Source organism: Aquimarina spinulae (genome assembly GCF_943373825.1).
Lineage (GTDB): Bacteria > Bacteroidota > Bacteroidia > Flavobacteriales > Flavobacteriaceae > Aquimarina > Aquimarina spinulae.
In genome coordinates this window covers 373419-389368 of the sequence record NZ_CALSBP010000002.1, presented here as the reverse complement: position 1 = coordinate 389368, position 15950 = coordinate 373419, and the positions used below count along the sequence as shown (strand labels likewise).

The 15950-nt window shown below is 34.7% G+C and carries 10 protein-coding genes; 9 read left to right on the top strand and 1 reads right to left on the bottom strand.

Annotation, left to right across the window (positions count from 1 at the left end):
• Position 1: 1 nt before the first annotated feature.
• Positions 2-2929 carry a SusC/RagA family TonB-linked outer membrane protein gene (locus tag NNH57_RS07315; RefSeq protein ID WP_108809374.1) on the bottom strand — a complete coding sequence of 976 codons (2928 nt, stop codon included), beginning with the start codon at positions 2927-2929 and terminating at the stop codon, positions 2-4.
• A 483-nt stretch (positions 2930-3412) separates the two neighbouring features.
• On the opposite strand from NNH57_RS07315, the gene NNH57_RS07310 reads away from it, so the two are divergent.
• From NNH57_RS07310 to gap, 9 genes are all read left to right on the top strand, one after another.
• Positions 3413-4435 (top strand): LacI family DNA-binding transcriptional regulator, encoded by a 1023-nt coding sequence (locus NNH57_RS07310; protein WP_074409429.1) that lies wholly within the window; start codon positions 3413-3415, stop codon positions 4433-4435.
• A gap of 129 nt (positions 4436-4564) precedes the next feature.
• Entirely contained in the window at positions 4565-5947 is a 1383-nt protein-coding gene (locus tag NNH57_RS07305; protein WP_108809375.1) for an MFS transporter, read from the top strand.
• Complete coding sequence (gene pgmB, locus NNH57_RS07300; RefSeq protein ID WP_074409286.1) at positions 5947-6609, top strand: beta-phosphoglucomutase; 663 nt, start codon at positions 5947-5949, stop codon at positions 6607-6609. The genes NNH57_RS07305 and pgmB overlap by 1 nt, the downstream gene beginning before the upstream one ends.
• Positions 6610-6728: 119 nt before the next feature.
• Positions 6729-9035, top strand: coding sequence for a glycoside hydrolase family 65 protein (locus tag NNH57_RS07295; RefSeq protein WP_132065744.1), 2307 nt, complete (start codon positions 6729-6731; stop codon positions 9033-9035).
• 198 nt (positions 9036-9233) lie between these two features.
• On the top strand, positions 9234-11090 hold the full coding sequence (locus tag NNH57_RS07290) for a glycoside hydrolase family 13 protein (RefSeq protein ID WP_108809377.1): 1857 nt from the start codon (positions 9234-9236) through the stop codon (positions 11088-11090).
• 37 nt (positions 11091-11127) lie between these two features.
• Positions 11128-12510 carry an alpha-amylase family glycosyl hydrolase gene (locus NNH57_RS07285; protein ID WP_108809378.1) on the top strand — a complete coding sequence of 461 codons (1383 nt, stop codon included), beginning with the start codon at positions 11128-11130 and terminating at the stop codon, positions 12508-12510.
• A gap of 296 nt (positions 12511-12806) precedes the next feature.
• Positions 12807-13535 (top strand): T9SS type A sorting domain-containing protein, encoded by a 729-nt coding sequence (locus NNH57_RS07280; protein WP_074409282.1) that lies wholly within the window; start codon positions 12807-12809, stop codon positions 13533-13535.
• Positions 13536-13770: 235 nt separating this feature from the next.
• Positions 13771-14757 (top strand): 6-phosphofructokinase, encoded by a 987-nt coding sequence (gene pfkA, locus NNH57_RS07275; RefSeq protein WP_074409281.1) that lies wholly within the window; start codon positions 13771-13773, stop codon positions 14755-14757.
• 57 nt (positions 14758-14814) lie between these two features.
• Complete coding sequence (gene gap, locus NNH57_RS07270) at positions 14815-15816, top strand: type I glyceraldehyde-3-phosphate dehydrogenase (protein WP_074409280.1); 1002 nt, start codon at positions 14815-14817, stop codon at positions 15814-15816.
• Positions 15817-15950 lie beyond the last annotated feature (134 nt).

The window sequence follows — 15950 nt, the reverse complement described above, 5'->3', positions numbered from 1 at the left end:
TTTAGTATTTATAATTTAATCCTAGTAAGAGTGATCTTCCTCTAGGGAAAATAGTATTATCTACACCGTTATTTTGAATTTCGGGATCTAGCCCAGAATAATCCGTAATAACAAATGCATTCTGCACTCCAGCCCATAATCGAAGACTGGATACTCCTTTCATAAGATCTCTAAGCGTATACCCTAATGTAATGTTATCCATTCGTAGAAAAGAAGCATCCTCTATATAATAATCAGAAAGAATAACATCTGAAGTATTCTGAAAATTAGTATCTACTATTGATGATGGTGTATTGTTAAATACGGTTCTAAATATATTACCTCGTTGTGCATTTGAAGAAGCAACATTATTATAAATTTCGTTACCGATATTAGCTCTCATACTAAAGCTAAAATCAAAATTCTTATAGCTTACACTAGATTGAAGCCCCATGATTAAGTCTGGAGTACCTTTACCAGAAATATATCGGTCATTATTATTAATGATTCCATCACCATTAAGATCGGCATATGCACCTTCTATAGGTTTGCCATTGGTATCATAAATTTGTGCATAGGTAAAGAACGAGAACGGAGCCTCTCCTTGTCTATGTATCTGGATAGTATTACCTGTACCGCCACCAATACCAGTGGTTAAGATATCCTGACCAAATGCCAGACTTTCTATTTCTCGGTCTATAAATGTTGCATTATAGCTTACATTCCATTTTAGGTTGCTATTTCTAATAACATCTGCATTAATAGAAAACTCTATACCTTCTGTTATAAACTTACCTATGTTCTGAAATCCCTGGTTAGAAAAGTTGGCAGCATCGGGAATCGGCGCCTGAGAAAGTAAATCATCGGATTCTTTTCTAAACACATCGATTGCACCACTAATTCTATCGTTCCAGAAACCGTAGTCTAAACCGATATTATATTCGGTTATCTTTTCCCATTCGATATCTTCATTTCTAAATTGTGGCTGTACAATATTGATGAGCTCTCCATCAAGGATATATTGTGTAAGAGGACTACTTCTTCTGTATCGCTCTAAGTATGCATAAGCTTGATCAATATCTTGCTGACCAGTAATACCATATCCTAAACGTAATCGTAAATTACTTACGGTAGAAGAGTTTCTAAGGAAGTTTTCTTCGCTTATTTGCCATCCAAAAGATGCCGAAGGAAAATACCCCCATCTGTTGTCTTCTCCGAATCGAGAAGTACCATCTCTACGTATAGATGCGGTTAAAAAGTATCTGTCATTAAATTTTAAGTTGGTTCTTAAGAAATATGCTAGTAATACCTCGTCTGGATCAATGGTTCTTTCTGGGAAATTACCTGGATCACGTTGATCTCCTGTTTCATACTTATCTAATTCGAATTTTTGATAAGAGTATCCTCCTGTTGCTTCGATGTCTAATCGACCAAGAGTTTTGTTATAGGTAAGGTAAGCATCCAGAAGTCGGTTTTTTACTAACAGATCTGTATCTGATTTAAAACCTAAAAATTCTCCTTGTGTAGCATTAAAACCGGTTGCACTTTCGGTAGAACGTTCCTGGAATCTGTCTGTTTCGCTATCATCTATTCCCAGGTTTACTACAGCGCGTATATCGGGAAAGAAGTGTAATTGATAGTCTAGTTTTATATTCCCAAAATACCGTCTTACATTAGCGATCTCTTTTGTTTGTAATAGTTGAGCCAGAGGGTTTCTCTGAACGTTGTTTGAGGCAAATCCAGTACTAGAATCTCGGTATTCAAAAAAACCTCCGTAAGGAGAACTTGAGTCAAGGACTGGCTGAGTTGGATCAAAAGTAATAGCCGCCCCTTCTACACCAGGCGCAAACCGGTTTTTTTCAAAGTTTAAGTTAGCGTTTACGTCTATTTTTAGGTGATTATTAAATAACCTTGGATTTAAAGAAAGAGATGTTGTAGTTCTCTCAAATTTAGATGTTTTTCTAAGTCCTTCCTGATCTGATCTTCCTATGGCAACCCTCGTAGGTAAGACTTGCATAAGAGAACCACTTACAGATAAGTTATGATCTGTAGAAAAAGCCGTTCTGTAAATCTCATCCTGCCAATCTGTGTTTGCAGTACCTAAATCAGCAACACGAGTAGGAAAATTTTCTGCGATAAATGCTCTATACTCATCTGCAGAAAAAACATCTACTGTTTCATGCGCACGAGTGGCACTGGTTTTAGAATCTAAACTGATCTGTAAGTTCTTTTTCCCTTTTTTGGTGGTGATAATGATCACACCATTTGCACCACGGTTACCGTAGATAGCAGCTGCCGATGCATCTTTAAGGATAGAAAAAGATTCAATATCGTTGGGGTTGATTGAAGAAAGAATAGATCTTGAACCATTGGCTAAATCTCCTGGATCATTTAGAGGTAAGCCATCTACAACAATTAGTGGATCATTAGATGCGTTTAGTGATGCGCCACCTCTGATTCTGATTTCAGAATTAGCGGCAGGACCACCGTTAGTGTTAATGGATACACCTGCAACTCGACCGTTAAATAGATTTTCGGGAGTAACATTGTTACCCGTATTGAAATCCTCTGATGTAACCAAAGCAACAGATCCTGTTAGATCTTTCTTTCTGGTTGCACCATACCCAATCAGTACTACCTGCTCGAGTTCTGCAGCATCTTCTTCTAATGTGATAGCAATAGTGGCCTGACCACTATATACCATTTCTTGAGGTATAAATCCAACATAAGAGAATACAATAATATCCTCATTGTTAACATTGTTTATAGTATAGTTACCATCAAAATCAGAAGTTGTTCCGTTTGTGGTTCCTTTAACAATGATATTTACACCAGGAATGGGCTGACCACTTCCAGCATCAGTAACTGTCCCATTAACAGTTGACTGTGCAAAAAAGCTCATTGGTATCAACCATAATAAAAACAATGCGCTTTTGGTAAATGTTTTCATAAAATTAAATTAGTTTTTGATTGTTTTACGTCTTATATTTTCACTTTCTGCAACCAAAGTATGTAAATTTTGTGTTAATTTTTTGTCAAGTTGTAGTCCGAACCTTACGCAAACGTTTGCGTGTGGAAAACTTTTAGAATTCTATCAAAATTTTAAGTATAATTCTGGCCATATGGCATATTTTGATGCTTACATTTGATTTTTAACTAAAAAGTCATTTTGAACTTTTTGTATGGAAGCGAAAAAATAGACTTTTGTGCTATAATAAATCCATTTTTGAATAGCATAGCCATAGCTACGGTGTGAAAAAAAAATGAAATTAGGGTGCAAAATGCATTTTTGCAGCCCAGAAATAAAAGTTCAAATGACTTTTAAAAGATACGAATAATGAAAAGGCTATACATCTTGATTTAGGATAATTCAAGATGTTTTTGTAGTACATTTCCAGGTTGATCTGATGATAAAACAATAAAAGGAACAAGGATGAAGAGAAAAGTTACATTAAAACAAATAGCAAAGGAGCTGGATGTTTCTATTTCTACAGTATCTAAAGCATTAAAAGATAGTGCAGAGATAAGTTTAGATACCAGGCAAAAGGTAAAAGCCTTTGCCAAGCTATACAATTACAAACCTAATAATATAGCGTTAAGTCTTAAGAATAGAAAAACTAAGACCATAGGTGTTATTATTCCAGAAATTGTGCATCACTTTTTTACGACTGTAATTGGCGGGGTAGAGAAGGTAGCAAATGAAAAAGGGTACAATGTAATCATATGTTCTTCGAATAACTCTTTTGATAAAGAGGTTATTAACTTAGAAATGCTGGCCAGTGGGAGTGCCGATGGATTTATCCTGTCTGTAGCCAAAGAAACACAGCTTAAAAAAGATTATCATCATATCGAAGAGACCATGAGCCAGGGGATGCCCGTTGTACTTTTTGATCGAATTATTGATGAGGTCGTATGTGATAAAGTGATTATAGATGATGCCAAAGGAGCTCAAACCGCTACAAATCACCTGCTTTCTATTGGATGTAAGAAAATAGCCATCCTTACTACGGTAGATTATATAAGTGTTGGTAAATTAAGAACTAATGGGTATCTAAGAGCATTAAGAGCTTATGATATTCCTGAAAAAGAAGAGCTTATTCTTAAAATAGAGGATATCGATAATTGTGAAGCCGAAATTTCGGATTTCTTACTGGATAAGGATATAGATGCTGTTTTTGCAGTAAATGAATTATTTGCAGTTACAGCAGCCAAAGTTCTTGATGCACAAGGCAAAAAAGTTCCTGATGATATCGCTATTATTGGTTTTACCGATGGTATTCTTTCTAAACATTTTATCCCAAGCTTAACTACGATAAGCCAACATGGAGAAGATATGGGGATACGAGCAGCAAAACTTCTTATCGATAAATTAGAAGGGGATGATGCTGTAACAGAGGAGTATAGAACAGTTATTATTGATACAAGTCTGATTGAAAGAAAATCGACAAAAAAATAAGGAGAGGCTATTTTAATTCAAAAATTATAATATCTTTGACCTCGATCAAGACTTATATTTTCACTTTCTACTAAAATAAGTTTTGATAAGTAGTTTCGCTTATCATAGTAATAATTAAACATTTACTTGATGAACAAGCGTAAATTAAGTTTCTGGGAAATTTGGAACATGAGTTTTGGTTTTCTGGGAATTCAGTTCGGTTTTGCATTGCAAGGCGGATTTATGTCTAGAATTTTCCAAACCTTAGGCGCAGAAAAAGACGCAATACCTTTATTATGGATTGCAGCTCCTTTGACAGGTCTTTTGGTTCAACCAATTATAGGATACTTAAGTGATCGTACCTGGAGCCCAAGATGGGGTCGACGCAGACCTTATTTCTTAATAGGAGCAGTACTAAGTTCTATAGCTTTGTTTCTGGTACCTCATTCTCCGGTTTTATGGGTAGCAGCAGGATTTTTATGGATCCTGGATGCTTCTATAAATATTTCTATGGAACCCTTTAGGGCTTTGGTAGCAGATAAATTACCAGAATCTCAACGGTCATACGGATTTGTTACTCAAACACTTATCATAGGTATTGGGACCTGGGTAGCCAGTAATTTACCCTGGATGATTTCTCAGATGGGGGTAAGTGATGCTGCTCCAAACGGTGTAATCCCTCTGTCGGTAAAAATAGCTTTTGCTATTGGAGCTTTTGTTTTTCTTGCCAGTATTCTATATACCGTTTTTACAACTTCTGAATATCCTCCCGAGGATATGGAAGAATTTAAACTAGAAAAGAAGAAAAAGAACCAATTTATACCTGATATTTTGAGTAATATCGGAAGTATGCCTCTTACTATGAAAAAACTAGGACTTATTCAGTTTTTTAGCTGGTTTGCCTTTTTTACTATGTGGAGCCTTGCAAATCCGGCATTAACAGAACATGTGTTTAATACTCCTGCACCGATCGAATCAACATTTAATATGGAAATTCAAGAATCGGCTGCGGCATTCGAAAAAGCAAATACAGCATTTCAAAAATCGTCTAACGAAGTTGGTCGATATATGGGAACATATGGATTGTCTTCTATGGCTTTTGCTTTGATATTAACTTTTTATACTTCGAGAAAAAGAATTAATAGAAAATGGGTTCACCTGATATCTCTGGTTTTAGGAGGTCTCGGTTTTATATCGATGTATTTTATCCCTTCGCCAGAATGGTTATTTCTCTCTTTTACTTTGGTAGGCTTTGCCTGGGGGAGTATTCTATCGATGCCATATGCCATGTTATCAAGTGCCGTAGACCCTAAAAAAATGGGAGTGATTATGGGGATATTTAACATGTTTATTGTGATTCCTCAAATTGTCGCAGCTGTAGGTGGGGTTAATTTTGCCTACAAACTTATAGGAAACGAAACGATTAATGCAATGTTGGTGGCAGGAATAAGTTTGATCATTGCAGGGATGTGTAATTTGTTGATTGTCAATAAAGATGCTATAACGTATAACCCAAAAGGCGAGATAGAGTAATGAAAAAAGCATTTATATTTGATCTCGATGGTGTAATCGTAGATACTGCAAAATACCATTTTAAGGCCTGGCAAAAACTTGCCGATAGCCTTGGTATTTCTTTTTCTGAGGAACAGAATGAACAACTTAAAGGAGTGAGTAGAGTACAATCGCTAGAAAAGATTCTGGAATGGGGAAACAAAACCATATCAGAAGAAAAATTTAGTCAATTGATGTCTGAAAAGAATACAGAGTATCTCACTTATATCTCTGAGATGGATGCTAGTGAAATCCTACCCGATGTACCAAGAGTATTAGAGTATCTGATTTTAGAGAACCAGGCAATAGCTTTGGGTTCTGCAAGTAAAAATGCCAGGGCGATTCTAGAAAAAGTACAACTCTATGATAAGTTTAATACGATTGTAGATGGTACTAATGTTTCTAACGCTAAACCAGATCCCGAAGTATTTTTATTAGGTGCCAAAGCATTGGGAATCTCACCAGAAAACTGTATTGTATTCGAAGATTCTGTTGCCGGAATTAAGGCTGCAAATATCGCCAATATGATTAGTATTGGGATCGGTAATCAAGAAGTACTACACGAGGCAGATTACATTTTTAGAGATTTTACAGAAATAAAAGAAGAGTTTATAAATCAATTGGTTACGGCCAAAAAAGTTTAGTAAAATATAAAAGCCATAGCAATTCATCCTAAAGATTTAGGATAAAAAATTCATGGCATGTTTTAGACAGATCTATATCAATACAGGTCTGATTACTAAAAACGAATAAAAAAGAATAGATGAATCAGGATTATATAAAACCAGATAACTGGTCAATTATTGAAGAAGGGTTTGATGTAGAACGAGTTAAGTCATCAGAAAGCCTTTTTAGTATTGGTAATGGAGCAATGGGGCAGCGCGCCAATTTTGAAGAAACATATACTGGTCCTACTTTTCAGGGAAGCTATATCGCAGGAGTGTATTACCCCGATAAAACCAGAGTAGGTTGGTGGAAAAATGGATATCCAGAGTATTTTGCCAAAGTACTGAATGCACCAAACTGGATCGGTATCGATATAGAAGTTGATGGAGAGAAACTGGATTTATATACATGTAAATCAGTAACCAATTTTAGAAGAGAATTAAATATGAAAGAAGGTTGGTATCAACGTTCGTTTCATGCTGTTTTACCAAATAATATAGAAGTATCTGTTATTTCTACACGTTTTCTAAGCTTGGACCTGGATGAAGTAGGTGCAATTAAATATGAAGTAACTCCTGTAAATCAAGAAGCTACTATAACATTAGTACCGTATCTGGATTCGGGAATTATGAATGAGGATACGAACTGGGATGATAAGTTTTGGGATACCTATAACCTGGCACACGAAGAAAACACTGCATATATCTTATCTAAAACCATGAAGACTGATTATCATGTGTGCACAGGAATGTCAAATCAGATTTTTGTTAATAGTATACAAAAAGATATATCCCCAAAAGTAGAAGCTAACAGTACATATATACATTTAAAATATACTGTTCAGGTTCGTAAAGGAGAAACAGCAGGCCTCACAAAATTTGGAGGATATACAGTATCTCTTAATCATAAAGAAGAAGATCTGCAAGCGACTAGCAAAGCTATACTTAAGCAGGCTTCAGAATCTGGATTTAATACACTTTTAAATTTACAAAAGAAGGCATGGTCGAGCATATGGGAAATGGCTGATATTGTAATCGAAGGTGATGTAAAAGCACAGCAGGGAATCCGATTTAATATTTTTCAACTCAATCAAACATACCTTGGCAAAGATGCAAGATTAAATATCGGACCCAAAGGATTTACAGGTGAGAAATATGGCGGAAGTACATATTGGGATACCGAAGCGTATTGTATTCCGTTTTATATGGCTACCAAAGATCAAGCTGTAGCACGTAATCTATTAACCTATCGCTATAACCATCTCGAAAAAGCTATAGAGAACGCAAAAAAACTTGGTTTTACCAATGGAGCTGCATTATATCCTATGGTAACTATGAATGGCGAAGAGTGCCATAATGAGTGGGAAATCACTTTTGAAGAAATACATCGCAATGGAGCAATGACATTCGCCATCTATAATTATGTTAGGTACACCGGTGATTATACTTATGTTACAGAAAAGGGATTAGAAGTTATGATTGCGATTGCTCGTTTCTGGCATCAAAGAGCGACATTTTCTACAGAAAAAAATAAATATGTGATCCTTGGCGTCACAGGACCTAATGAATACGAAAATAATGTCAATAACAATTGGTATACAAATTACCTGGCAAAATGGTGTATCGAGTATTGTATTGAAAACGTTGATAAAATAAAAACCCAATATACAATTGACTATCAAAGGGTTATAAAAAGGACCAATTTAGATCAGGAAGAAATTAATGCAATGTTAGAAGTGGCTGGTCAAATGTATTTTCCATATTCAGAAAAATACCAGGTATACTTACAACAGGATGGATTTCTGGATAAAGAATTGATTACAGTAGATAATTTAGACAAGTCACAACGTCCTATTAATCAAAAGTGGAGTTGGGATCGAATATTGCGCTCTCCTTATATTAAACAAGCAGATACGCTTCAGGGTTTTTATATGTTCGAGGATCAATTTACCAAAGAAGAATTAACACGACATTTTGATTTCTATGAACCGTTTACTGTACATGAATCTTCACTTTCACCATGTGTTCATAGTATACAGGCAGCTACTTTAGATAGAATGGATCAGGCCTATACTTTTTACCTGAGAACTTCAAGGCTAGACCTGGATGATTATAACAAAGAAGTTGAAGAAGGATTGCATATCACGAGTATGGCAGGCACATGGATGAGTATTGTCGAAGGATTTGGAGGACTTAGAATTAAGAATGATACCTTGTCTTTTTCTCCTAAAATTCCTAAGGAATGGAAAGGGTATACCTTCAATGTAAATTTCAGAAATCAAATCCTTAAAGTAAAAGTATCTCAAGAAGGAACATCGTTTACTCTTGAAGGTACTAAGGAATTATTAATTTATGTAGATAATAAGGAGTTTAAAATTTCTCCGAACAGTTTAATAACTGTGTAACCTGTTATTTAGAAATCGATTTTAGTAATAAGTTTTGCCCCCCAACCTTTTCTAGAGAGCAGAGTCGAGCTGTAATAAGATGAATGAACCCTACTTTATCGACTCTGCTTAATAGAAACAGTAATGCTTTTTTGTTAGACCGATTGTTTTCAAAAAAGTGATTATATAAACATTTCTATAAATACAAAATATATAAAAATGAAAAGTAAACTAATTGCTCTGTTTTCCTTTTGTCTGGTTGCTTTAACACAAGCCCAGGTAGAAAAAATGGAACCTCCATTTTGGTGGAGTGCTATGCAGCAGGACGAACTTCAGATACTGTGCTACGGAAAAGATATTGCTAAATATAGCGTAGAGAGTAAAGACATAACGATTAGCGATATTACCAAAACCGAAAACTCAAACTATCTGTTTATAACTCTGGATACCAAAAAGGTTGAAGCTGGTACAGTTTCAATTGATTTTAAAGAGAATGGTAATGTAGTATTTTCTCAACCTTATCAATTTAAATCCAGGAGAGCAAATTCTGCAGAAAGAAAAGGTTTTGATAGCAGTGATGTGATGTATTTAATCATGCCGGATCGGTTTGCAAATGGTAATCCAGAGAATGATTCTCATAAGGATACAGTAGAAAAAGCAGATCGTTCTAATCCCGGCGGGCGCCATGGAGGCGATATTCAAGGAGTAATTGATCATTTGGGTTATCTTAAAGATTTGGGAGTTACAGCATTATGGAGTACCCCATTACTAGAAGATAATGAACCAACGTATTCGTATCATACCTATGCGCAAAGTGATTTGTATAAGATAGATCCAAGATATGGAACCAATGAAGATTATAAACGACTAGCCTCAGAAATGCATAAACAGGATATGAAACTGGTTATGGATTATGTAACCAATCATTGGGGATCTAAGCATTGGATGATAAAGGATTTACCAACCAAAGATTGGATACACCAATGGCCAGAAGGTTTCAGACGTAGTAATTATCGTATGACTACCCAATTTGATTATAATGCCTCACAAATAGATAGTAAAGGGTGTATGAATGGGTGGTTTGATACTACCATGCCAGATATGAACCAAAGTAATCCTTTGTTGCTTAAGTATATTACCCAAAATGCAATTTGGTGGATAGAATATGCAGATCTGGATGGTTTTAGAGTAGATACCTATTCTTATAATGATAAAGATGGAATAGCCAAATGGACCAAAGCAATTATGGACGAATATCCTAATTTTAATATTGTAGGAGAGGTATGGATGCACAATCAGGCGCAGATAGCATACTGGCAAAAAAATAGTAAAATCGGAGCTATCGATAACTACAATTCTCACTTACCATCGGTAATGGATTTTACGCTTCATGATGCCATTACAGTATTATTTAACGAAGACGAAAATTCCTGGGATAAAGGAATGATAAGAGCATATAATAACTTTACAAATGATTTTCTATACCCAGATATCAACAATATTCTATTATTCGCAGGAAACCATGATACGAATCGTATTAATGAGATATATCAAGGAGATATTGATATTTATAAAATGGTGATGACTTTGATATTTACCACTCGTGGTATTCCTCAAATTTATTATGGTGATGAAATAGGTATGTTGGGCAATCGCGATAAAAAAGGCGATGGTGATATTCGCAGAGATTTTCCTGGTGGATGGCCGGGAGATACAAAAAATGCTTTTTTATCTTCAGAAACCAAAAATGGAAGAACTAATGACCAGGAAGCATTTCATTCTTTTACCAGCAAAGTATTAAAATGGAGGCGAAAAGCAGCTGTAATTCATACCGGGAAACTATTACAATTTATTCCTTTTGATAATGTATATGTATACTTCAGGTATAATGAAGAGAAAAGCGTAATGGTAGTTATTAATAATAGCCTAAAAGATCAAAAATTAGACGTTGCCCGATTCAAAGAAGGTATGAAAAACTATAGTGTAGGAACCGATATTATTACTGATTCTAATATAGACATCACCGAGGATTTTAGCATACCTGCTAAAACATCAATGATACTGGATTTAAAATAAAATATAACCACAAATAACCACCTATAAATTTAATTAAATGAAAAAGATAATCTTAAGTCTTACAGTAATCGGAATTCTATTTTCCTGCGGAAAGACAACAAAAGAAGAAACTACTGCCAAGACTGAAACTCAGGAGGTCATAAAAGAAGCACTTTCACCGGTTAACGACGCTATGATGGAAAATGCAGTTATATATGAAGCAAATATTCGTCAATATTCTGAAGAAGGTACTTTTAGTGCATTTACCAAAGATATTCCTGTTCTTAAAAAACTGGGCGTTAAAGTAGTATGGGTAATGCCGATATATCCTATCTCTACAACCAAAAGTAAAGGATCATTAGGAAGTTATTATGCCGTATCTGATTATACAAAGGTGAATCCAGAATTTGGTACTATCGAAGATTTTAGAGCATTAGTAAAAACTGCGCATGATAATGGGATTTATGTGATTTTGGATTGGGTAGCTAATCACACCGGCTGGGATCATATTTGGTTAAAAGAACATCCCGAATATTACACCAAAGATAAAAATGGTGCTATCACGCATACCGAAGGTACAGATTGGACCGATGTAGCAGATCTTAATTATGACAATCAAGAAATGCGTGAGCAGATGAAAAATGATATGCTGTATTGGTTAAAAGAAGAAGGTGTAGATGGTTTTAGATGTGATGTGGCGGGAATGGTTCCTGTAGATTTTTGGGATAAAACCATAGCAGAGTTTAAAAAGATTAAACCCGTATTTATGTTAGCCGAAGGTTGGGAGCCCGAGTTATTAGAAAATGCATTTGATATGGGATATGGGTGGGATACTCATCATAAAATGAATGATATTGCTCAGGGAAAAGCTAATGTTGCTGAATGGGATAAAAGAATGGTCCAGATAGATACCATGTATGCAAAAGATGATATTTTAATGAACTTTACATCAAATCATGATGAAAATTCCTGGAACGGTACTGTACAAGAAAGAATGGGAGATGCAAAAGAGATGTTAGCAGCACTTACATACCTTGCACCTGGTATGCCTTTGATTTATTCTGGACAGGAATATGATATGGATAAACGTCTTTTGTTTTTTGAAAAAGATACGATTATAAAAAAACAAGGCAATTTTTTCCCGTTATATGAAAAATTAGGAGCATTAAAAAATACAAACCCAGCATTGCATGGTGGTAAAAATGCCGCTTCATATACTCGTATTAAAACTTCTGAAGATACTGGTGTATTAGCATTTTTAAGAGAAAAAGACGGTCATAAAGTGATCTTTATTGCAAATATGACAAAGCAGCCCATAAAGTTTACTTTGGCATATGAAGGAAAGTTTACAGATTACCTTTCCGGAGAAATCATAGAAGCATCATCTGGTGCAGCATATGAGTTTACCGCATGGCAATATCAGATTTTGATTGAAGAATGATATAGGTATTGGATTTAGAACTAAAACGCAAGTTGTTTTTGGGGAAATTATGAGTTAATAAAATGTTAAATATCAACTGTAGGTCTAATTCTGAATGCATTGTTTGTTTGTTTTAAATATCTGATTATTATGTAATTAATATGTTTTTTGAATTAAAAAATAAGGAGATTTGTTCTTTTTTTTACTGTTATTCCATATGCTAATTTTTGAGGTTTGTAGTATCTTAGAAGAACGTTGTTTTATACCAAACAAATAAAAAAAACAACTCACTTTTTTAATTCTTAAAACCTTTTATTATGAAATCTCTTAAAACTATTTTTTTAACAATTTTAGCTATTTTTTGCCTTGTGGTAGTGCAAGGGCAAATAAAAATGGGACAAGGTGTTACCTCCCCAAATGATTGGGTTAATTATAACACAACAGGAATCTATGTTGATGTAAATACCACAGCATGTGCTTTTAAAACAACTCCACATTATTTAGTAACTCTGGAGTCTATAGGCAACAAAGGATTTCATTGGTATATCTCTGGGACCTCGTCTATTTATAATGCTACGCCTACAGGATTTAGAATATATCTAAGATGGGCAGATGCACCTTCTGATTTGCCAACGGTTGGATCACTTAATTTTCCAAACCCGTTAAGAGCAAGTACAGCAAAGAATAGAGAATGGGTAATTAGATGGACCGGAATAGAAATGAAGGATTGTGGTAAATCTGCAACAGGAAGTTCTACAGGAGAAATATTTTCTGGAGCTAATGGCCCCGAAGAAAATAAAATGTCTTTAGAATCGGGTACACCCAATATAAATAGCCTGAAGGTGTTCCCTAATCCTGGGAAGGAAAGAGTAGTTATCCAATATTCTGGTTTCATCAAGAAGAGTGAAATTTATGATCTAAACTCTAGACTATTAGGTGTTTCTACTACTAACTCTATTAACATTAAAAAATTACCAAAAGGAAACTATATCATAAAGGTATATATAGAGGATGATAAGATAATTACTAAGCAATTTGTAAAATAATCCTCGATAAGGAATATTTAAAATTAGTAGTGTTAATTTACAAAAACGACTTGCTATTGCGGGTCGTTTTTATTTTTTTACAATTTTAAGCACATTAATTTATTTTTAATGTAATGTAGAAATATGTGTTAAAATAATGCATTTTTTGTCAGTAAAAGCTGAATTTATTAACCGAAAACGTTTTAGTTTTTGGGCAAATTAGGTTATTACTATCAATAACGATAGATTTGGCTCAATGACAAAAAAAGTTAAAAATATAGCCGTACTAACTTCGGGAGGAGATGCTCCCGGAATGAATGCAGCAATTCGTGCTGTAGTTCGGGCGTGTAGCTATTACGATGTAAAATGTTTTGGTATTTATAAAGGATATGAAGGTCTTATTAATAATGAAGTCGAAGTATTAAATGCACGATCTGTTCGTAATGTTATAAATAAAGGAGGAACTTTTCTTAAATCTGCCCGTTCAAAAGAATTTAGAACTATAGAAGGCAGGCAGAAAGCATATGAAAATCTGGTTAAAAATAGTATCGATGCACTTGTTGTAATTGGTGGTGACGGAAGTTTTACAGGAGCTTTAAAATTATCAGAAGAATTTAATTTTCCGGTAGTAGGTATCCCGGGCACTATCGATAATGATATTAACGGTACAGATTATACTATAGGATACGATACCGCCTTAAATACGGTAGTAGAGGCAATTGATAAGATTAGAGATACTGCAAGTTCTCATAATAGATTGTTTTTAATCGAAGTAATGGGGCGTGATGCAGGAGATATCGCTTTAAATGCCGGAATTGGAGCAGGAGCAGAGGAAATTTTAATTCCCGAAGAAGATATGGGAGTAGAGCGACTTATAGAATCGCTAAGAAAAAGTAAGAAAACTGGGAAAACCTCTAGTATTATTGTAGTAGCAGAAGGGGATAAATCGGGCAAGAATATTTTTGAGCTAGGAGAATATGTCGAAGAAAATCTTAATGATTACGAAGTAAGAGTATCTGTATTAGGGCATATCCAGAGGGGTGGACCACCAAGTTGTTATGATCGTGTATTAGCCAGTAAACTAGGAGTAGGAGCAGTCGAAGCATTATTAGATGGTAAAAGTGAAGTAATGATTGGGATTGTTCATAAGGTGGTTACTATTGTACCTCTTAAAACTGCATTAGATAAAAGACCTCATAAACATGATGGATTGATAAAAGTAGCAGACATCACTTCTGTATAATTTTGAATAGTATAACCACAGTCAGTATAAATTAATAAAACAACTAAATTTTTAAATATGAGTACGTTAAAAATTGGAATTAACGGTTTCGGTAGAATTGGAAGAATTGCTTTTAGAATTGCTTCTAAACGTGATAATGTAGAGATAGTAGCGATTAATGACTTATTAGATGTAGAGCATTTAGCTTATTTATTAGAATATGATTCGGTACACGGGAAATTTGATGAGACTATCGAAGTCAAAAATGGTAACCTTGTTGTCAATGGAAAAGAAATTCGAGTAACCGCCGAACGTAATCCAGAAGATCTAAAATGGGGTGCTGTAGGAGTAGATGTAGTTATGGATTGTACAGGAATCTTCACAACATTAGGGACGGCAGATGCTCATCTTAAAGCAGGAGCTAAGAAAGTAGTGATTTCTGCTCCTTCAAAAGATGCTCCAATGTTTGTAATGGGAGTAAATCATAACGATGTAAAAGCTTCTGATACCATTGTTTCTAATGCTTCATGTACTACAAATTGTTTAGCTCCGTTAGCAAAAGTTATAGATGATAATTTTGGTATAGAAGAAGGGTTGATGACCACAGTACACGCTTCTACAGCTACACAATCTACGGTAGATTCTCCGTCGAGAAAAAACTATAGATTAGGACGTAGCGCATTAAATAACATTATTCCTTCTACTACAGGAGCCGCAGTAGCAGTTACCAAAGTGATTCCTGCTTTAAAAGGAAAATTAACAGGTATGGCATTTAGAGTACCTACGGTAGATGTTTCTGTAGTAGACCTTACTGTAAAAACTAAAAAGTCGGTTTCTTATGAAGAACTTAAGGCTGTTGTAAAGAAAGCTTCAGAAAATGAATTAAAAGGTATTCTCGGATATACAGAAGAAGCTGTAGTATCTCAGGATTTTGTGGGAGAATCACAAACTTCTGTGTTTGATGCTAATGCAGGAATAGCACTGAATGAGAATTTCTTTAAGCTGATATCCTGGTATGATAATGAATTTGGATATTCTACTAAGTTGGTTGATTTATCAATGCATGTAGGTAATTTATAAAGTATTATATAACGTATAGTATTGGCTATCTGAGCGTAATTAAAAAATAGTAATTAGAATTAATAGTTTTCGATTACGCTCGAGATGATAGCATATTAAATTCAAAAGAATAAATGTTAGTATTTATTCTATTT